We start from the raw sequence: 18,749 nt of genomic DNA, 5'->3' as shown, positions 1-18,749 counted from the left end.
AGGTCGCCGCCGGACAACCATTCACCAAAGGCCCACCCCGAACGGGGTGGGCCTTTGGCATACCCAGAACACACCAGCACCACCCAGACAACCCCGACAACCCCAGCCCCGCACGCCCCACGCGGCACGGGGCTCTTTCCAGCCTCGAGGGCCCGAGGCCCGGCTGCCCGTCTGCGGGGATCGTCGCTCACCAGGCCGTGTACGCGATCGTCGCGGAGTATGCCGTCACGTCGTCGAGCGTGACGAGGACCTCGATGTCCCACCTTCCCGGTGCAGGGATGACGGTCGGCTCGGAGACGTACACGGTGGTCGGCACGTCGCCGGCACCTGCGGTCGCGGCGTAGTCGCGACGCAGCACGACCGGCAGCGGCCCGATGCCGCGCTCAGGATGCGTGACGGTCAGATCGAGCGAGTCCGGCAGGACCTCGGTGCCTCCCGCTCCGCTGAGAGCGATCCTCATCACCTGTGGTCCGCTCCGCGTCTCCTCGATCGAGAGTGCCGCGACCACAGGCCCCAGCTGCACGGTCTCGTTCCAGGATGGCGAGTACGTCGTGCGGCCCGGCGCCGACGCCGCCAGCGTGGCGCTCAGTGCGAGGGCGACCGCGACGAGTGCTGTCTCGCCGAGGACGATCCTGTGCAGCCGCAGGACCGGTCCGACGTCGTGCCTCCTGCGTAAGGCGTTGCGCGCAGCGTTGGCCACGAGGAGCAGCCCGATCACGACCAGGACCTTGGCCAGGAGAAGCCGTCCGTAGCCGGTCGCCCAGAGAGCCGCGACAGGGCCCAGGGCCCGGACGGCCTGCAGCGTGCCCGTGGCGACGAGGGCTCCGACCGTGAGAAGTGCAAGCCTCGACCAGGCCGGGAGGGCTGCGACCAGAGCGGCGCGCCACGGGCTGCGAAGGTGGGTCACGAGGAGCACGAGCCCTCCGACCCAGATGCCGGCCGCCAGGACGTGGGCGGTCGTCACCGAGATCGTCAGCCAGGGGTCGGGCTGCGCGCCCGCGTGTCCGCCTGCCGCGATGCTCGCGGCGAGCGTCACGGCGAGGACGACGGTCGCGAGCTGCTCGGTCGAGCGCGTCCCGTCGAGGCCGTCGCGAGGGTCTCGACCTGACCGGGCCTGCCAGGCCCACAGCCCGACCCAGCCCACCAGTGCTGCCGTCCTGGCCAGGAGCCAGTGCGCGCTCGACGCGAGCACGCCCGCCCACGCCCCGTTGTCCAGGACAGTGCTGGGCGCAGGGCCCGCGAGGTCGACGACCTGCGTCGCGATCCCTGTCCCTGTCCCGACGACGAGCAGCGCGAGACCGGCCACCTCGAGCCGCCGGACCGTGGGGCTCGTCGCCAGTCCGGCGGCGTGCCCGCGACCGACGACGAGCAAGGTCAGGGCGACTCCCGCGAGCAGGCTTGTTCCCACGGCGACCAGCCCACGGGCCGAAGCGCCGAGCATCGAGGTCTCGGACGCCGACCGGGGCGCTCCGGGGCCGGTCGTGTCCGCCCCGGGCGCCGCGTGTCCCGTCCCCACCGTGAAGTCGATCGATCCGCCCGTCACGTGCGTGTCGAGGGAGAGCATCCGCCACGAGGCCAGGTACTGCCCGTCGGGGAGGTCAGGCGGGAGGTCGACGCTCACGGTGTGCCCGCCGTCGGTCGTGGTGACCGTCTCGAGGTCCCACCTCTCGCCGTGGAGGTCCGAGACGACGAGCGAGCCGTCCAGGACCGTCACCGGTTCGTCGAAGCGGAGGACGACCTGGTCGGGGGAGTGCTCGGACGTCGCCCCTTGCCGCGGGGAGGTGTCGACGAGGACGGCATGCGCGGCCGCGAGAGGTGCCCCGGCGAGCGACCACGTCCCGATGCCCACCAGGAGCACGAGCAGCACGGCCGCGCGCCGCCGCCTGCCGGCCCGGTCCGGCCGCGCACGGCGACCGGAGCGGACAGTCGGCGCGGTCACAGCGGGGGCAGCCCGATCGCGCTGCGTGGCGTGCGGGGAGCCCGCGGCCGGACCGCAGGGTCCTCGCCGAGCCCGCCGACCCCGCCGTGGCCGGGTGCGTCGTCGGCGAGGACGGCCTCGCTGCCCGACGGCCTCGTACCCGTCCCCGTCCTGCGCCAGACCAGCGTCACGGCGACGAGGGCAGCCAGGGATGCTGCGAGGGAGGCGAGAGCCACGACCGCCGTCCCGGCCTCGGAGGCGGCGTCACCGGCCGGTCCCGCGTCGGCGTGGTGCGCCGCGCCTGCTGCACCAGTCGCGCCAGTCGCACCAGCCCCACCAGCCCAGCCCGTCCCACCAGCCGCGTCGACCGGCCCCGACAGCGCGATGCTCGGCGCCGGATGGTCGGCCTCGGTGCCGTCGGCCGACCGGTCGATCCACCGGGCCTCGGTCCCGTCGTCGTATCCCTGCACCGTCGGCAGCACGAGCTCGGTCACGGCGGGCAGCGGTCCGGCCTGGACGGCGAACTCCCCGTACTCGCCCGGTCCTATCGCGGCGTCCGGGTCTGACGCCTCCCAGACGACGCGGCTCACCGCTTGTGTGTACTGCCCGCCGTGCGGGTTCGGGAGAGGCTGAGGGAGGTCCTCGACGGTCACGGTGGCTGTCCAGCCGGGGAGCGGTGAGGTCCGCACGGCCGGTACCGGGGTGTCGAGCGGGAACGCTACCTCGACCCTGATCGTCGAGGCGGTGTCGGACTCGGTCGGGACACGGACGGAGAGGACGCTCCATCCGCCCTGGACGGGACTCTCGGCGACGGCGGTCGCGTGCGCGCCGGCGGGCGACGCCACCCATGAGGCAGCGGTGGCGAGGAGGCCGACGACCCCGACCCGCACGACCCAGCGCGCGGCCGACGCCCTCATGCCGTCACCAGCGCGGAGCCGTCGGCCGCCGGAGCCGCACCCAGAGCCCCACCCGCGGCGAGCGCGTCTCGCCGTACGACCGCCACGACCCGACCGTCGCGCAGCACGAGACCTTCGGCGACGCTCTCGTCCCACCGGGCCAGGGCGTCGGCGACGGTCTCGCCCGTGCCGACGACGGGCGTCCCGCGGACGGCGAGGTCGCCGACCGCGATGCCCGCGGCACCACCCACCGCGGTCGCGCGCAGGGTCGCGAGGTCCACGACACCGAGGATCTCGGCGACCGACGGATCGTGGTCGCGGCGTGCTCGTGGCAGGAGCACGGGCACGACGGTCTCGTCGGTGAGGCGACCGGCCTGCCGCGCGGACTCGAGCGTGTCCAGACCCACGCCCACGGGGACGTCGGCGTGCAGGGTGAGCGGCGTCGTCGGGCTGGAGAGGGCGTCCGCGACGACGTCCCAGACGATCGGCGCGACCGGGCGCGGCCCCAGCCCCTCTACCTCCTCGTCCACGAAGCCGAACCGGCGGACCCAGTCCTCGTTCAGGTACTTGGAGAGGTAGGCGCGGCCCGAGTCGGGCAGGAGCGCGACCACCACGTCGTCCGGTCCCAGGTCGCGTGCGGTCCGCAGCGCTGCCGCGAGGACCAGCCCGGACGACCCGCCCACGAGGATGCCCTCCTGGCGGGCGAGGCGCAGCAGCGCGTGGATGGCCTCGCGGTCGCCGATGCGCTCGAAGCGGTCGACGACCTCGGGCACGAAGGTCTCGGGCCAGGCGTCGTCGATCGTCTCGGGGTGCCGGTACCGGCCGGTCGCCTCGACGAAGAAGGCCGATCCGTCGCCGCCCGAGTACACCGAGGACTCGGGGTCGGCGCCGACCACGGTCACGCGGCCGCCGCTGACCTCCTTGAGGTACGTCCCGTTGCCCGTGATGGTCCCGCCCGTGCCGATGCCCGTGACGAGGTGCGTGACGCGCCCGGCGGTGTCCGCCCAGATCTCGGGGCCCGTGGACTCGCGGTGCGCCTGCGGGTTGTCGGGGTTGACGAACTGCCCCGCGAGCCAGGCGCCCGGGATCTCCGCGACGAGGCGTTCGGCGATGCGCTTGACCGACTCGGGGTGCTCCTGCGGGAGACCCGACGCCGTGACGACGACGCGCGCCCCGTAGGCGCGGAGCGTGTCGATCTTCTCCTGGCTGGTCTTGTCGGGCAGCACGACGACGATCGGGTACCCGAGCTGCGCCGCGGCCTGCGCGAGGCCGATGCCGGTGTTGCCCGACGTGCCCTCGACGATGGTCCCGCCGGGGGCGAGGGCGCCCGAGCGGATCGCGCCGAGCACCATCCAGCGGGCGGCACGGTCCTTCACCGAGCCGCCCGGGTTGAGGTACTCGAGCTTGACGTAGATCGTGGGCGCGAGGTCCGCGCCCAGCCGGTTCAGGCGGACGATCGGCGTGCCGCCGACCGCGTCGAGCAGGGAGTCGTAGGCGGTCATGAGGTTCCTCCAGGAAGGGTCCCCGCTGCGGTGTCCTGGCCCAGCAGGTGCAGGATCTCGCGTCGCAGCGCCAGGTACTCGGGCGCTGCGTGGTCGCGGGGTCGGTCGAACGGGACGGTGAGGTCGGCCAGCACGCGTGCGGGCCGGTCGGAGAGGACGACGACGCGGTTCGCGAGGCGCAGGGCCTCGTCGACGTCGTGCGTGACGAGGAGCGCGGTGAAGCGCTCGGCCTGCCACAGGCGCAGGAGCTCCTCCTGCATGGTCAGGCGCGTGAGCGCGTCGAGCTTGCCGAGGGGTTCGTCGAGCAGGAAGACGCGTGGCCGGTTGACGAGCGCGCGAGCCAGGGCCGCGCGCTGGGCCATGCCCCCCGAGAGCGTCGCGGGCAGCGCGTGGGCGAAGTCGGAGAGCCCGACGAGGTCGAGCGCCCAGTCGACCCGGTCCGCGTCGAGCCGGGACCGGTTGCGCGCCTGGGGGCCCAGCTCGGCGTTCTGCCGGACGGTGCGCCAGGGGAACAGGTTCGGGTCCTGGAAGACCAGGGCCCTGCTCGGATGAGGGCCCACGATCGGCGCCCCGTCGACGGACACGGAACCCGCAGCCGGGTCCGCGAGGCCCGCGAGGAGGCGGAGCAGCGTCGACTTCCCGCAGCCGGAGGGTCCGACGAGCGCCACGAAGTCGGACGGCGCGATGTCGAGGCTCACGTCGTCGAGCACGGGCAGTGTCGCGCGCGCGGGGTCGCCGGCATCCCGTCCTGCCCGACGGCGGTCCGCGCCCCGTCCTGTCACCGCACCCAGGGCGCGGCTCGCCCAGCCGCGCTCGTGGCGACCCGCGAGGTCGAAGTGATGGCTGACCGCCTCGACCCGCACGTGCCCGCCGCGCCGGGGCGCTGCGTCGCGGGAGGTCGCCGGGGCCGGGGCGGGGGCGTGCTGCGCAGGACTCACCATCGGACCAGATCCTTCTCCCAGGACAGCACGCTGTTCCGGACCCGGAACAGCAGGACGATCAGGGTGCGGCACAGCAGCACCATGATGAGGATGGCGACGTACATCTTGGGGTAGTCGGCCCAGCCCTTGACCCAGGAGATGTACCAGCCGAGACCGCTGCGGACCCCGAGCAGCTCAGCGAGCGCGAGCGCCCCGAGCGAGGCTCCGAGGCCCATGAACAGACCCGTGAAGATGCTCGGCAGGGCTCCCGGGATCGCGACCCGCCACACGAGGAAGCGGCCCTTCGCGCCGAGCGTCTGCGCGACGTCGAAGTACCCGCGGGCGACCGACGCGATCCCCGCACGGGTCAGGACCGCCATGGGGAACCACACGCCGAACGCGATCATGAAGATCGAGCCGAGCTGCGGCGTCGGGATGACGACGAAGACCAGGGGGAGGAGCGTGCCCGCCGGCACGGGACCGATCGACTGGAGCAGCGGGTGGATCCAGTAGCCGGCCACCTTGCTCCACCCCATCGCGAGGCCCGTGAAGAAACCGCTGACCGCACCGACCGCGAAGCCGACGAGCAGCAGCCGGGTCGAGGCCCAGAAGCTGCCCCAGAGCAGGCCGCGGTCCTCCCAGAAGTCGGACAGGAGCGTCTCCGGCGGCGCGAAGTGCGGTGCGTGGAGCCAGCCGGTCTTGGCCGTCGTGACCTCCCAGACCACGAACCACGCCGCGACGGCGACGTACCACCACGACCAGTGGTGGAGCCGGGCCGCGGCTCCCGGGACGCTCCGCGCGAGCGCGAGCCAGACGGCGACCGCGAGGACCACCCCGCCGAGGATCGTGAGGAAGGCCGTCCGGCCCGCGAGCGGGGAGAGGTCAGGGACGTCGGGGACGAGCCAGGTCACGGTGAGCACGACGAGCCACGACGCCACGACGAGCACTCCGCGCCGGAGCGTCGTCGTGCCTGAGGTCGCGGTGCGGGCGGTGCCGCCACCGTCGGCTCGGAGACCGTCACCCCCGCCGGGGATCTCGTCACCCTCGGCGGAGGGGCTGTCGCCCTCGGCGGCCGGGGCGTCGCCCTCGGCGGCCGGGGCGTCGCCCTCGGGCCCGCCTGCCCTGCCCTGGCGGTCTGCGCTCCCGCGGCCAGCCGCGCCCCTGGTGCGCTTGCCCGGGACGCGCGTCAGCGACGTCACCACGTGAGCCCGAGGTCGGCGTACACGAGGTCCGCGAGCTTCTTGGGGTCCGTGCCCTGGTCCAGGTACCCGGTCTTCGCGAACTTCGCGATACCCGGTTCGATCTCCTTGCGCAGCCCCACGGCCGACGGGCTGAAGCCGTAGGTCGTGAGCACCGACCGGACCGTCTCGACGTCGGCCGCGACGAGCTTCTTGTCGACCTCGAGCTGGGCGATCTCGTCGATGTTCGCACCCACGTATCTGGCGCCCTCGGCCCACGCCTCGGTGAGGGCCTTGGCCACCTCGGGCTCGTCGCGGACGAGGGCGCCGTTGATCGCGGTCGCGCAGCAGTAGGTCTGGGCGTTCAGGCCCTGCTGGTTGTTCGCGAGCTCGTGCGCGTAGCCGCCGAGCGTGGGCAGGAGCGCGACCGGGTCGGAGGCTGCGACCGCCTGGATCTCACCGTCCTGCAGCGCCTGGGGCAGGATGTCGTTGTCGTACACGACCCACTCGACCTCGCCGGCCGCCGGGTCGGGGTTGATCCCGGCGTCGAGCAGGTCGAGCGAGAAGAAGGACATCGCGGAGTTCCCGATCGAGGACACCCCGATCTTCTTGCCGCGCAGCAGCGAGACGTCGTCGTACGGCGAGTCGTTCAGCACCACGAGGCGCAGGCAGCCCTCGTGCAGACCCGTCGTGAGCTTGACGTCGAGCCCCTGCTCGATGGGCTTGAGCCAGCTGAAGAAGATGCCCGGGCCGCCCGCGTAGGTCCCGGACGAGATGCCGTCCTTCGTGTCCTCGCCCGCCGCGCTGCGCACGACCTCGACGTTCAGGCCGTAGTCCTTGAAGATCCCCAGGTGGTGCGCGGCGTACAGCGGGGCCTCGCAGATGCCGCCGCCCTCGACGATCCGCAGGACCTTCGTGGTCAGGAGGGTCGGGCCGACCGAGGGCGAGGCGCCCCCGGCCACCGCAGCGGCCGGGGAGACCGCGGCAGACCGCGACGCCCCCAGGAGGTAGCCGCCCCCGCCGCCCAGGAGCAGCGCGCCGACGGCCACGCCCCCGACGAGCAGGTGCCGTCGGGAGATCAGGGGGCCGTCTGTCGCGTCGTCGTCGTGGAGCGAGGGGTCGTAGGGCTCGGCGGGTGGGCCCGGGCGCGGCTGTCCGGCGGGGAGGTCGGTGTCGTCGGTGCTGGGAGCATCGGGGCCGCCGCCCTCGTCGGGCGCGGAGCTGCCGTCGTCCGGGGCTTCGCTGCGCGGGTCCTCGGGGCCTGACGGCGGAGCCTGCGTCGCGCCGTCGTCCAGCGGCTCGCCGGTGCCCGGGCCGGGAGCGGGGGACGCAGTGACCGGGTCGCCGGGACCCTGCCGGCTCGGAGCGGAGGAGTGGTCGGGCGTTCCTGGCTGGTCGGGGGAGGTGCGGTCGGTCATGGGATGCCTCTCGGAAGGGTGGTCGAGGACGTGCACGGATGCGTCAGGACGGAGAGCAGGGTGGAGAGCGTGCGGTGCCAAGGACCCGCCGCTCGGGAGCGAGCAGCAGACGGCGACGCTCAGCAGGACGTGAGGAACTACAGGGGAGGGCGACCGACGGCGTGATCGTGCTCGTCGTCATGACCGTCGCGACGACCGTGGCAGCAACGATGGCCGTGGCCGTGGCCGTGGCTGTCGCCGTGCTCGGCGGGTGCGGGCCGACTCACGGGTCGTCCCAGGACCGGTGCCGAGGTCCGGTGCCGAGGTCCGGTGCCGAGGTCCGGCCGACGCCGCCCGCCGGTGGACGCGGTCCCGCACGCGGGGACGCGTCAGGTCAGGTGCCCGAGGGCCGGGTGCCGAGTGTCAGGCGCTCGCGGTCAGCCACGACAACAGCACGCGCCCACGGCCGACGTCGCAGCGCGGGAGGCGTGGACCGGGCTCTGCGCCCGGCCGTGAGGTGTGGTCGTGGCCGACATGGCGCAGAGAGTAGGGGCGACCGGTCGGTTCCGCAAGGAGTTCCGGCGGTCGTTCCGCACAGCGGTCCGCCCTCGCTGGCGGGCGGGTAGTCACCACGGTCCGGCGAGAGTCACCCTGGACGTGCGTGGCCGGAGTCGACCTCGGGGTGGTCGACGACCGGTCCGGCTTCATCGTCGGGTGTCGCGGGTCGTTCACCTGCGAGCGGGCTCCCGCGCACGACGCGCCCGAGCGGCTCGAGCCCCGACGGCACGAGCGCCGGGCCCGACCCCGCGCGACCCACCGGACGGCGGGCCGGGAGACCCCGGTGACCGCCGTCGTCGGGCACTAGACTGACGGGCATGTCCACCATCTCCCGTGATGAGGTCGCGCGCGTCGCCGTGCTGGCCCGCATCGACCTCCGGCCCGAGGAGCTCGACCGCCTCGCCGGCGAGCTCGACGTCATCGTCGATGCGATCGCCCAGGTGAGCGAGGTCGCCACTCCTGACGTCCCCGCCACGAGCCACCCGCTGCCGCTGACCAACGTCTTCCGCGACGACGTCCCCGTGCCGCCCCTGCCCGTCGAGGACGTCCTCGCCGCAGCACCGGCCAGCGAAGACGGACGCTTCAGCGTCCCGCAGATCCTCGGGGAGGAATGATGAGCAACGACCTGACGCGGCTGAGCGCCGCGGACCTCGCCGCGCACCTGGTCTCGGGCGAGGTGAGCAGCGTCGAGGCGACGCAGGCCCACCTCGACCGCATCGGCGACGTCGACCCCGCGGTCCACGCGTTCCTGCACGTGAGCACCGAGGACGCCCTCGCGACCGCTCGTGACGTCGACGCCCGTCGCGCCGCGGGCGACGACCTGCACCCCCTCGCGGGCGTGCCGATCGCCGTCAAGGACGTCGTCGTCACCAAGGGCCTCCCGACGACGGCCGGCTCCAAGATCCTCAAGGGCTGGATCCCTCCCTACGACGCGACGCTCGTCGAGCGCATCCGCGCCGCGGGCCTGCCGATCCTCGGCAAGACCAACATGGACGAGTTCGCGATGGGCTCCTCGACCGAGCACTCGGCCTACGGGAACACCCACAACCCGTGGGACCTCGACCGCATCCCCGGCGGCTCGGGCGGTGGCTCGGCCGCGGCCGTCGCCGCGTACGAGGCCCCGCTCGCGATCGGCACCGACACGGGCGGCTCGATCCGCCAGCCCGGCGCCGTGACCGGCACGGTCGGCGTCAAGCCCACCTACGGCGGAGTCTCCCGCTACGGCCTCATCGCCATGGCGTCCTCGCTCGACCAGGCGGGCCCCGTCACGCGCACCGTCCTCGACTCGGCGCTCCTGCACGAGCTCATCGGCGGCCACGACCCCCGCGACTCGACCTCGATCAACGAGGACCTCCCGCTGCTCGTCGACGCGGCCCGCCAGGGTGCGATCGGCGACCTGCGCGGTCTGCGCGTCGGCGTCGTCTCCGAGCTCTCGGGCGAGGGGTACCAGGAGGGAGTGAGCGCGCGCTTCGCGGAGTCGCTCGACCTGCTGCGCTCGCTCGGCGCCGAGATCATCGAGGTCTCGTGCCCGCACTTCAAGTACGCGCTCGGCGCCTACTACCTGATCATGCCGAGCGAGGCGTCGAGCAACCTCGCCAAGTTCGACGGCATGCGCTTCGGCCTGCGCGTCGAGCCCGAGGACGGCCCGGTCACGGCCGAGCGCGTCATGTCCGCGACCCGCGGCCAGGGCTTCGGCGACGAGGTCAAGCGCCGCATCATCCTGGGCACCTACGCCCTGTCGGCGGGCTACTACGACGCCTACTACGGCAGCGCGCAGAAGGTCCGCACGCTCATCCAGCGCGACTTCGACGCGGCGTTCGCGCAGGCGGACGTCCTGGTCTCCCCGACGGCCCCCACGACGGCCTTCAAGTTCGGCGAGAAGCTCGACGACCCGCTCGCGATGTACCTCAACGACGTCGCGACGATCCCCGCGAACCTCGCGGGCGTCCCCGGCATGTCGCTGCCGAACGGTCTCTCGGACGACGGCCTGCCCGTCGGCTTCCAGATCCTCGCGCCGGCCAAGGCCGACGACCGTCTGTACCGCGTGGGTGCTGCCCTCGAGGCCGCCCTGGAGAACACGTGGGGCGGGCCGCTGCTGGCCAAGGCCCCGGAGCTGGAGGTCGCGCGATGAGCGCACACGCAACCGTGGACCTGGTCGACTACGACGAGGCCGTCCGCCGCTACGACCCGGTCATCGGGATCGAGGTGCACGTCGAGCTCGGCACGAGGACCAAGATGTTCTGCGCGGCCGAGGTCGAGTTCGGTGGCGAGCCCAACACGCAGGTGACCCCGGTGAGCCTCGGCCTGCCCGGCGCCCTGCCGGTCGTCAACGGCAAGGCCGTCGAGTACGCGATCAAGATCGGGCTCGCGCTCAACTGCCAGATCGCCGAGTCGTGCCGCTTCGCCCGGAAGAACTACTTCTACCCGGACGTGCCGAAGAACTTCCAGACGTCCCAGTACGACGAGCCCATCGCGTTCGACGGCTACCTGGACGTCGAGCTCGAGGACGGCACGATCTTCCGTGTCGACATCGAGCGCGCGCACATGGAGGAGGACGCCGGCAAGAACACCCACGTGGGTGGGGCGACCGGCCGCATCCACGGTGCCGAGTACTCGCTGGTCGACTACAACCGTGCGGGCATCCCGCTCGTGGAGATCGTCACGCGCCCCATCACGGGGGCGGGCGAGCGGGCACCCGAGGTCGCTCGTGCGTACGTCCAGACCCTGCGCGACATCTTCCGTGCGCTCGACGTGTCCGAAGCCCGCATGGAGCGCGGCAACGTCCGCGCCGACGTGAACCTGTCGCTGCGCGCGACGCCCGAGTCGCCGCTCGGCACGCGCACCGAGACCAAGAACGTGAACTCGTTCCGGTCGATCGAGCGTGCCGTCCGCTACGAGGTCTCGCGCCAGGCCGCCGTCCTCGACGAGGGCGGCACGGTCGTCCAGGAGACGCGCCACTGGCACGAGGACACCTCGATCACGACGGCCGGTCGCGTGAAGTCGGACGCCGAGGACTACCGCTACTTCCCGGAGCCCGACCTGGTGCCCGTCGCGCCGAGCCGCGACTGGGTCGAGCAGATCCGTGCCACGCTGCCCGAGCTGCCCGTGGCCCGCCGCAACCGCCTCCAGGGCGAGTGGGGCTACGCCGACGCCGAGATGCGCGACGTCGTCAATGCGGGCGCGCTCGACCTCATCGAGGCGACCGTCGCGGCCGGCGCGAGCCCCGCGGCCGCGCGCAAGTGGTGGATGGGCGAGCTCGCCCGGTACGCCAAGACGAGCGAGACCGAGCTCGCGGAGATCGCGGTCACGCCGGCGCAGATCGCCCAGCTCCAGGCCCTCGTGGACTCGGGGCGCATCAACGACAAGCTGGCCCGCCAGGTCCTCGAAGGCGTCCTCGCGGGCGAGGGAGACCCGGAGGTCGTCGTCGTCGCGCGCGGCCTGGAGGTCGTGTCGGACGACGGCGCGCTCCTCGAAGCGATCGACGCAGCCCTCGCGGCCCAGCCCGACATCGTCGAGAAGGTGCGTTCGGGCAACATGGGCCCGATCGGTGCGATCATCGGTGCGGTCATGAAGGCCACCAAGGGCCAGGCCGACGCCGGCCGCGTCCGCGAGCTGGTCATCGAGCGGATCGGCTGATCCGTGCCCCGGAGGACGACGGAGGTGGTCGCGTGACGCGCGGACCGGAGCTCGTCGGAGAGATGATGCGGCTGCGGCCCATCGAGGCTCGCGACGCCGAACGCATGTGGGAGTCCGTCCAGGACCCGGAGTCGAACCGGCTCACGGGCACGACGGCGGAGTTCACGCGCGAGCAGATCGACGAGTGGGCGGCCACCGTCAGCGACCGCGAGGGCCGCTACGACTGGGCCATCACGTCGCCGGCCCGGCGGGACGGCCAGCTCGTGAGCGACGAGATGATCGGTGAGATCGTCCTCAACGACATCGACGGCCACGCGCTCTCGGCGAACCTGCGGCTGGTCCTGCTCACGAACTACCGTGGGCGCGGCTACGGGCGCGAGGCGATCTTCGAGGTGCTGCGCTTCGCGTTCGACCACCCCGAGGGGCCGCACCTGCACAGGGTGAGCCTCGACGTGCTCAGCATCAACCCTCGGGCGCGCATGCTCTACGAGTCGTTGGGCTTCCGCGAGGAGGGTCGGCTCCGGGACGCGTTCCGGGACGGCGACGGCTGGGCGGACGCGGTCGTCATGAGCATCCTCGAGGACGAGTTCCGCGCGGGGCTCTGAGCCGTCTCCCAGCACCAGTCAGGACGAGCGTGACCTCGAGGTCGCGCTCGTCCTGACGTGTCCGGGGGTCACCTCCGGCCGCGCTCGAAGTCCTCGAGCGACACCTTGCGCTCGACCGCGTGGTCGACGACCCTCTCGGGGTACCCGGGCGCAGCACCGGCCAGCTTCCAGGGTTCGTGCACGGCCTTGCCCGGGATACCGCGCAGCTCGGGGACCCACTCGCGCACGTACGCACCGTCGGGGTCGAACTTCAGTCCTTGCGTGACGGGGTTGAAGATCCGGAAGTAGGGCGCGGCGTCGCGCCCGGTCCCGGCGACCCACTGCCAGTTGAGCTGGTTCTGCGACACGTCGCCGTCGACGAGGTGCGCCATGAAGTGCTCTGCGCCGCGCTGCCAGCGCACGTGCAGGTCCTTGACGAGGAACGACGCGACGATCATGCGCACGCGGTTGTGCATCCACCCGGCGCCGAGGAGCTGGCGCATCCCGGCGTCGACCACTGGGTAGCCGGTGCGTCCCTCGCGCCATGCGGCGAGCAGCGCGTCCTCGGCAGAGCCCGAGGCCCACGCGTCCTCGGGGACCACGTCGCGCAGCGACCGCCGGGCTGCCCCGGGGTGGTGGAACAGGACGTCGGCGTGGAACTCGCGCCACGCGAGCTCGGAGCGGTACGTCGCGGCGGCCTCCTCGGGCACCGCGCCCGAGCGGGCCACCGACGCGAGGTCCGCGAGCAGCGTGCGCGGGTGGATCTCGCCCCACTTGAGCGCGGGGGACAGGTACGAGGTGCCGGCGAGGTCCGGTCGGTCGCGGTCGGTCGCGTAGTCGGCGAGGCCGTCGCTCAGGAACGCGTGCCAGCGGTCGAGCGCCGCGGCCTCACCGGCAGCGGGCAGCAAGGCCCCCGGCTCGGGCGCGCCCGGGAGCCCGTCGGACGCGAGCGCGGCCCACGCGACGTCGTCGGGCAGGGGAGCGGGGGCTCGCCAGCCGTGCTCGAGCCACGCCGTCCGGAACGGCGTGAAGACCTGGAAGGGTGTCCCGCCTCGCGTCACGACGCGCCCGGGCGCGACCGCGTACGGCGACCCCGTGCGGCGCAGCCGGACCCCGGCGGAGGCGAGGGCCTCCTCGACCGCGTCGTCGCGGCGGCGGCCGTAGGGCTCGTAGCTCGCGGAGGCGTGGACGCTCCGCGCACCGACCTCGGCGCAGACTGCCGGCACGACGGCCCGCGGGTCGCCGTGGCGCACCACGAGCCGACCTCCCGTCGAGTCGTTCAGCGCACGCAGGCTGCGCGCCAGGTACGCCTGCCGCACGGGCCCGGCCGTCGCCCAGAGCACGGGGTCCAGGACGTACAGCCCGACGACGTCGCTCCCCTCCGTGCGCACCTCGCCGACGGCCTCGCCGAGAGCGGGGTTGTCGGCCAGGCGCAGGTCGCGGCGGAACCACAGGACGGTCGGTGCGGGGGAGGGCATCCGCCCACGCTAGCCGGGGTCGCGACCACCCGCGCACGTGGGTCTCCGCACGTGCCCAGCAGTCGCCGGGAGGCACCGCCGGTGGCAGCATCGATCCATGAGCGGTAACGACGAGAGGCCCGTCCAGCCCGACCTCCCGGATCCCCGGCTCGAGGCCGAGACGGCCGCCGCAGCAGGGCGGATCCCGCGCGACCACGCCTTCTTCGGACACCCGATCGGGCTGATGACCCTGTTCACCACCGAGCTGTGGGAACGGTTCAGCTACTACGGGATGCGGGCCATCCTCCTCTTCTACCTGACGGACACCATCGCGAACGGGGGGCTCGCGCTCGACGAGGTCACGGGCCTCGCCCTCGTCTCGATCTACGGCACGGGCGTGTACCTGCTCTCGGTCGTCGGCGGCTGGCTCGCGGACCGGGTCATCGGGTCGCGGCGCTCGGTGCTCTACGGCGGCATCATCATCGCGGCGGGGCACGTCTCGCTGACGATCCCGGGGGCCGGGTTCTCGATGCTCGGCATCGCGCTCGTCGCGCTCGGCACCGGCCTGCTCAAGCCCAACGTGTCGTCGATGGTCGGCGAGCTGTACGCGCGCGACGACCCGCGGCGCGACTCGGCCTTCTCGATCTTCTACATGGGCATCAACCTGGGCTCGCTGCTCTCCCCGATCATCGTCGGGTTCGTCAACCGGCAGTGGGGATACCACGCGGGCTTCGCGGTGGCCGCGGTCGGCATGGCGATCGCGCTGGTGTTCTTCGTCGCGGGGCGCAAGTACCTGGGCGGCGCGGGCGACTCGGTGCCGAACCCGATCAGCTCCGACGAGTACCCGAAGCTCGTCCGGATCGGGCTCGTCATCCTCGCGGGGCTCGCGGTCGCGACGCTCCTCGCGTGGGCCGTGTCGGGGGCGTTCGGGATCTCGACCTTCATCGACACGCTGTCCTACGTCGCGTTCGCGGCCCCCATCGCCTACTTCATCGTGATGTTCCGCTCGCCCAAGGTCAGTGCGCCCGAGCGCTCACGGCTCACGGCCTACATCCCGCTGTTCGTCGCGGCGATGCTCTTCTTCATGATCTTCGAGCAGGCGGCCACGACGCTCTCGAGCTTCGCGAAGAACCGCACCGAGCTCTCGTTCTTCGGGATCCCGATCGAGCCGGCCTTCTTCCAGTCCGTGAACCCGTTCTCGATCGTGATCCTGGCGCCCGTGTTCGCGTGGATCTGGGTCAAGACCAAGGACCGCCCGCCGACGGCCGTGAAGTTCGCGATGGGCCTGACCCTGGCAGCCCTGTCGTTCGTGTGGCTCGCGGGTGCGTCGGCGATCTTCGCGGACGAGAAGGCGCCCGCCTGGGTGCTCGTGACGGTGTACGTCATCCAGACTCTCGGCGAGCTGTGCCTGTCGCCCGTGGGCCTGGCCGCGACGACGCTGCTCGCGCCCCGGGCGTTCCGGAGCCAGGCCATGGCGCTGTGGTTCCTCGCGCCGGCCGCAGGGCAGGCGATCACGGCCCAGATCGTGCAGGTCACCGAGGGTGCCTCCGACACCGCGTACTTCGGGGTCGTGGGCGGCATCACCATGGTGTTCGCGCTGATCCTCTTCGCGATCGCCCCGTGGGTCACGCGCCACATCCGTCACGCGGACGAGCAGGAGGCCGCGGCGGTCGCCTGACTCCCGGGCCACGCCCACGCCCGTCGGCGCCACGCACCCAGGTGCATCGCTGCACCCGGGCGCGTGGCGCCGTCGGGCAGGGGGCGTCAGCGCATCCAGGCCGGCACGCCCACGCGCGCCGCGACCCCGCCCAGGCCGAACGTCTCGCCCGCGCGCGTCAGCGCGACGACGATCACGACGAGCGCCGTCACGACGTGGTCCTCGACGATCGGGTTGTTCGAGCCCGCGGCCACGGGCCACGTCGTGACCCAGAGCAACGCCATGAGCAGCGTGCCCGAGACCGCGGCGACCCGCGTCCCCACCCCCAGCAGCAGCGCCAGGCCGGTCAGGCCCATGCCGAGCATGAAGAGCCAGTCGGTGGCCGGGCCGGCCATCTCGACGAACGGTCCGGAGAGCGGACCCTCGAGCGACGAGAGGTAGCCCGTGGTCGGTGAACCGCCGTTGAGCCACGCCCGCTCGGACGGCGTCGCGTAGCCCAGGCCCAGCGTCTTGTCGAGCACGGGCCACAGGAAGACGAGCGAGATCGCGATGCGCAGGACGGCGAGGGCGCCGCGTGCGGCGGCGCTCGTCACGACGCGCTCACCCGTGGTGCGTGCGGTCGCCGGGGTCTCGGCGTCCGAGGGGTCGGTACCGGTCGGCGTGGAGCGAGAGCTCCGGTTGGTTGCAGCGGTGGTCTGGCTCATGAGGGCTGGTCTCCCTGATCGGTCGTGGCTCGTCTGGTGGGGCGCGGGGCGCCGGGACACCGGGTCGCCGGGGATGGGAAGGGGGTCTGGCTGCGAGGGCCGCGGTCCGTCACGACCGTCGGGGCGACGGCCTGCGTCGGAGGGCGTGCGGCGTGCTGTGCACTACCGGGGCAGCCCTGCCAACCTCCCACCCGGGTGAAGTTCGCTGCAACCTTTTGAGCAGATTGACGGGTTTTCCCGTATCGGTGGTGCTACGTAGGGGGATCGCACATCACGGCCCGGGTGGGAGCACTGCCCCTCCGCGGACCACGAGCCGGACGACCGACGTCGCGGCCCCGACGCGGGCGTAGTGTGTCCGGGCGGTCACCTCCCAGGCCGCAGCACCACGTGAAGGAGCTGAACCGCCATGAGTCGCCCCCTGCGCTCTCGGACGTCCACCCACGGCCGCAACATGTCCGGTGCCCGCGCGCTCTGGCGCGCCACCGGCATGGGCTCCGAGGACTTCGGCAAGCCGATCATCGCGATCGCGAACTCGTACACGCAGTTCGTACCGGGCCACGTCCACCTCAAGGACATGGGCGACCTCGTCGCGTCGGCGATCCGCGAGGCCGGCGGCGTCTCGAAGGAGTTCAACACCATCGCGGTCGACGACGGCATCGCGATGGGCCACGCGGGCATGCTGTACTCGCTGCCCAGCCGCGACCTCATCGCCGACTCGGTCGAGTACATGGTCAACGCGCACTGCGCGGACGCGCTCGTGTGCATCTCCAACTGCGACAAGATCACGCCCGGCATGCTCAACGCCGCGCTGCGCCTCGACATCCCCGTCATCTTCGTCTCGGGCGGCCCCATGGAGGCCGGCAAGGCCGTCGTGGCCGACGGCGTCGCGAAGACCCCCCTCAACCTCGTCAACGCGATCAACTACGCTGCGGACGACAACGTGAGCGACGCGGCCCTCGCGCAGGTCGAGGAGAACGCGTGCCCCACGTGCGGCTCGTGCTCGGGCATGTTCACCGCGAACTCGATGAACTGCCTCACCGAGGCCCTGGGCCTGTCCCTGCCCGGCAACGGCTCGACGCTCGCGACGCACTCCGCCCGCCGCGAGCTCTTCCTCGAGGCCGGCCGCACGATCGTCGACCTCGCACGCCGGTACTACGACGAGGAGGACGACTCGGCCGCACCGCGCAACATCGCGACCAAGGCCGCGTTCGCCAACGCCATGGCGCTCGACGTCGCGATGGGCGGATCGACCAACACCGTCCTGCACGTCCTGGCGGCCGCCCAGGAGGGCGAGGTCGACTTCGACCTGACCGACATCGAGCGCATCAGCCGCCAGGTCCCGTGCCTGTCCAAGGTCGCGCCGAACCACCCGAACTTCCACATGGAGGACGTCCACCGTGCGGGCGGCATCCCCGCGCTGCTCGGCGAGCTCGACCGTGCCGGGCTGCTCGACCACGACGTGACCTCGGTGCACACCCCGACGCTGCGCGCATGGCTCGACGACTGGGACGTCCGTGGTGGCAAGGCCACCGAGCGGGCCGTCGAGCTCTTCCACGCGGCCCCCGGCGGGGTGCGCACCACGCAGGCGTTCTCCACGTCGAACCGGTGGGAGTCCCTCGACACCGACGCCGCGAACGGGTGCATCCGCGACCTCGAGAACGCCTACACCGTCGAGGGCGGCCTCGCCGTGCTGCGCGGCAACCTCGCCGTGGACGGCGCGGTGTTCAAGACGGCGGGCGTCGACCCCGACGTGTTCCACTTCGTCGGCAAGGCCCTGGTCTGCGAGTCGCAGGACGAGGCCGTCGAGAAGATCCTCACCAAGCAGGTCGAGCCCGGCCACGTGGTCGTCGTGCGCTACGAGGGCCCCGCAGGCGGACCCGGCATGCAGGAGATGCTCTACCCGACCTCCTTCATCAAGGGACGCGGCCTCGGCAAGGTGACCGCGCTCATCACCGACGGGCGCTTCTCGGGCGGGTCGAGCGGCATCTCCGTGGGGCACGTGTCGCCCGAGGCAGCGGCCGGCGGCGTGATCGGCCTGGTCGAGGACGGCGACGAGATCGAGATCGACGTCGACACCCGCCTCATCCGCCTCAACGTGGCCGACGAGGTCCTCGCCGAGCGCCGCGCCAAGATGGAGGCGCGCGAGAACCCGTGGCAGCCCGTCGACCGCGACCGCTACGTGTCCCCGGCGCTCCAGGCCTACGCGGCCATGGCGACCTCCGCGGACCGCGGCGCGGTGCGCGACGTGTCGCTGCTCAAGCGGCGCTGACGGTCACCCGACCCGGCGTGCCGAGGTAGACCCGTGGCGCCGAGGTAGACCCCCGGGGGGTCTACCTCGGCGC

At 72.7% G+C, this 18,749-nt stretch carries 14 protein-coding genes; 6 read left to right on the top strand and 8 right to left on the bottom strand.

The window, feature by feature from the left end; genetic code table 11:
• Window positions 1–187: 187 nt before the first annotated feature.
• From ACFVQ3_RS18475 to ACFVQ3_RS18450, 6 genes are read right to left on the bottom strand one after another with little or no spacing between them, the layout of a single operon-like run.
• Window positions 188–1,939, bottom strand: a complete 1,752-nt coding sequence (locus tag ACFVQ3_RS18475; protein WP_387642239.1) for a copper resistance protein CopC — start codon at window positions 1,937–1,939, stop codon at window positions 188–190.
• Window positions 1,936–2,835 (bottom strand): YcnI family protein, encoded by a 900-nt coding sequence (locus ACFVQ3_RS18470; protein WP_387642236.1) that lies wholly within the window; start codon window positions 2,833–2,835, stop codon window positions 1,936–1,938. Before ACFVQ3_RS18470 ends, ACFVQ3_RS18475 begins: the two co-directional genes overlap by 4 nt.
• Window positions 2,832–4,316 carry a PLP-dependent cysteine synthase family protein gene (locus tag ACFVQ3_RS18465; protein ID WP_387642233.1) on the bottom strand — a complete coding sequence of 495 codons (1,485 nt, stop codon included), beginning with the start codon at window positions 4,314–4,316 and terminating at the stop codon, window positions 2,832–2,834. Before ACFVQ3_RS18465 ends, ACFVQ3_RS18470 begins: the two co-directional genes overlap by 4 nt.
• Window positions 4,313–5,257: an ABC transporter ATP-binding protein gene (locus ACFVQ3_RS18460; protein WP_387642230.1), complete on the bottom strand. Its 945-nt coding sequence runs from the start codon at window positions 5,255–5,257 to the stop codon at window positions 4,313–4,315. Before ACFVQ3_RS18460 ends, ACFVQ3_RS18465 begins: the two co-directional genes overlap by 4 nt.
• Entirely contained in the window at window positions 5,251–6,435 is a 1,185-nt protein-coding gene (locus ACFVQ3_RS18455; RefSeq protein ID WP_387642227.1) for an ABC transporter permease, read from the bottom strand. The genes ACFVQ3_RS18460 and ACFVQ3_RS18455 overlap by 7 nt, the downstream gene beginning before the upstream one ends.
• Window positions 6,432–7,832: an ABC transporter substrate-binding protein gene (locus tag ACFVQ3_RS18450; RefSeq protein ID WP_387642224.1), complete on the bottom strand. Its 1,401-nt coding sequence runs from the start codon at window positions 7,830–7,832 to the stop codon at window positions 6,432–6,434. Before ACFVQ3_RS18450 ends, ACFVQ3_RS18455 begins: the two co-directional genes overlap by 4 nt.
• Window positions 7,833–8,686: 854 nt before the next feature.
• On the opposite strand from ACFVQ3_RS18450, the gene gatC reads away from it, so the two are divergent.
• The 4 genes from gatC to ACFVQ3_RS18430 are packed head-to-tail and all read left to right on the top strand — an operon-like array spanning window position 8,687 to window position 12,610.
• On the top strand, window positions 8,687–8,983 hold the full coding sequence (gatC, locus tag ACFVQ3_RS18445; RefSeq protein WP_030152198.1) for an Asp-tRNA(Asn)/Glu-tRNA(Gln) amidotransferase subunit GatC: 297 nt from the start codon (window positions 8,687–8,689) through the stop codon (window positions 8,981–8,983).
• Window positions 8,983–10,500 (top strand): Asp-tRNA(Asn)/Glu-tRNA(Gln) amidotransferase subunit GatA, encoded by a 1,518-nt coding sequence (gene gatA, locus ACFVQ3_RS18440; RefSeq protein ID WP_387642221.1) that lies wholly within the window; start codon window positions 8,983–8,985, stop codon window positions 10,498–10,500. The genes gatC and gatA overlap by 1 nt, the downstream gene beginning before the upstream one ends.
• Complete coding sequence (gene gatB / locus ACFVQ3_RS18435; RefSeq protein WP_387642218.1) at window positions 10,497–12,005, top strand: Asp-tRNA(Asn)/Glu-tRNA(Gln) amidotransferase subunit GatB; 1,509 nt, start codon at window positions 10,497–10,499, stop codon at window positions 12,003–12,005. The genes gatA and gatB overlap by 4 nt, the downstream gene beginning before the upstream one ends.
• A gap of 32 nt (window positions 12,006–12,037) precedes the next feature.
• Window positions 12,038–12,610, top strand: a complete 573-nt coding sequence (locus tag ACFVQ3_RS18430; protein WP_387642215.1) for a GNAT family N-acetyltransferase — start codon at window positions 12,038–12,040, stop codon at window positions 12,608–12,610.
• 68 nt (window positions 12,611–12,678) lie between these two features.
• On the opposite strand, the gene ACFVQ3_RS18425 is transcribed toward ACFVQ3_RS18430, so the two are convergent.
• Window positions 12,679–14,067, bottom strand: coding sequence for a cryptochrome/photolyase family protein (locus tag ACFVQ3_RS18425; protein ID WP_387642212.1), 1,389 nt, complete (start codon window positions 14,065–14,067; stop codon window positions 12,679–12,681).
• Window positions 14,068–14,164: 97 nt separating this feature from the next.
• On the opposite strand from ACFVQ3_RS18425, the gene ACFVQ3_RS18420 reads away from it, so the two are divergent.
• Window positions 14,165–15,724 carry a peptide MFS transporter gene (locus tag ACFVQ3_RS18420; RefSeq protein ID WP_387642209.1) on the top strand — a complete coding sequence of 520 codons (1,560 nt, stop codon included), beginning with the start codon at window positions 14,165–14,167 and terminating at the stop codon, window positions 15,722–15,724.
• 86 nt (window positions 15,725–15,810) lie between these two features.
• Here the strand turns inward: ACFVQ3_RS18420 and ACFVQ3_RS18415 are convergent, their stop codons facing one another.
• A complete protein-coding gene (locus ACFVQ3_RS18415; protein ID WP_387642207.1) occupies window positions 15,811–16,407 on the bottom strand; it encodes a DoxX family protein in 597 nt (198 codons plus the stop codon).
• Window positions 16,408–16,813: 406 nt separating this feature from the next.
• On the opposite strand from ACFVQ3_RS18415, the gene ilvD reads away from it, so the two are divergent.
• Window positions 16,814–18,676, top strand: a complete 1,863-nt coding sequence (gene ilvD / locus ACFVQ3_RS18410) for a dihydroxy-acid dehydratase (RefSeq protein ID WP_387642205.1) — start codon at window positions 16,814–16,816, stop codon at window positions 18,674–18,676.
• Window positions 18,677–18,749 lie beyond the last annotated feature (73 nt).

The sequence above is a fragment of the Oerskovia sp. NPDC057915 genome (assembly GCF_042887685.1).
In the GTDB taxonomy this organism is placed as follows: domain Bacteria; phylum Actinomycetota; class Actinomycetes; order Actinomycetales; family Cellulomonadaceae; genus Oerskovia.
This window is presented reverse-complemented; position numbering and strand designations above follow the sequence as displayed.

Bases quoted from the DNA above. Each gene is read 5' to 3' on its own strand.
- ACFVQ3_RS18470 (WP_387642236.1), bottom strand. From the start codon at position 2,835: ATGAGGGCGTCGGCCGCGCGCTGGGTCGTGCGGGTCGGGGTCGTCGGC.
- ACFVQ3_RS18465 (WP_387642233.1), bottom strand. From the start codon at position 4,316: ATGACCGCCTACGACTCCCTGCTCGACGCGGTCGGCGGCACGCCGATC.
- ACFVQ3_RS18460 (WP_387642230.1), bottom strand. From the start codon at position 5,257: ATGGTGAGTCCTGCGCAGCACGCCCCCGCCCCGGCCCCGGCGACCTCC.
- ACFVQ3_RS18450 (WP_387642224.1), bottom strand. From the start codon at position 7,832: ATGACCGACCGCACCTCCCCCGACCAGCCAGGAACGCCCGACCACTCC.
- gatC (WP_030152198.1), top strand. From the start codon at position 8,687: ATGTCCACCATCTCCCGTGATGAGGTCGCGCGCGTCGCCGTGCTGGCC.
- gatA (WP_387642221.1), top strand. From the start codon at position 8,983: ATGAGCAACGACCTGACGCGGCTGAGCGCCGCGGACCTCGCCGCGCAC.
- gatB (WP_387642218.1), top strand. From the start codon at position 10,497: ATGAGCGCACACGCAACCGTGGACCTGGTCGACTACGACGAGGCCGTC.
- ACFVQ3_RS18425 (WP_387642212.1), bottom strand. From the start codon at position 14,067: ATGCCCTCCCCCGCACCGACCGTCCTGTGGTTCCGCCGCGACCTGCGC.
- ACFVQ3_RS18420 (WP_387642209.1), top strand. From the start codon at position 14,165: ATGAGCGGTAACGACGAGAGGCCCGTCCAGCCCGACCTCCCGGATCCC.
- ACFVQ3_RS18415 (WP_387642207.1), bottom strand. From the start codon at position 16,407: ATGAGCCAGACCACCGCTGCAACCAACCGGAGCTCTCGCTCCACGCCG.
- ilvD (WP_387642205.1), top strand. From the start codon at position 16,814: ATGAGTCGCCCCCTGCGCTCTCGGACGTCCACCCACGGCCGCAACATG.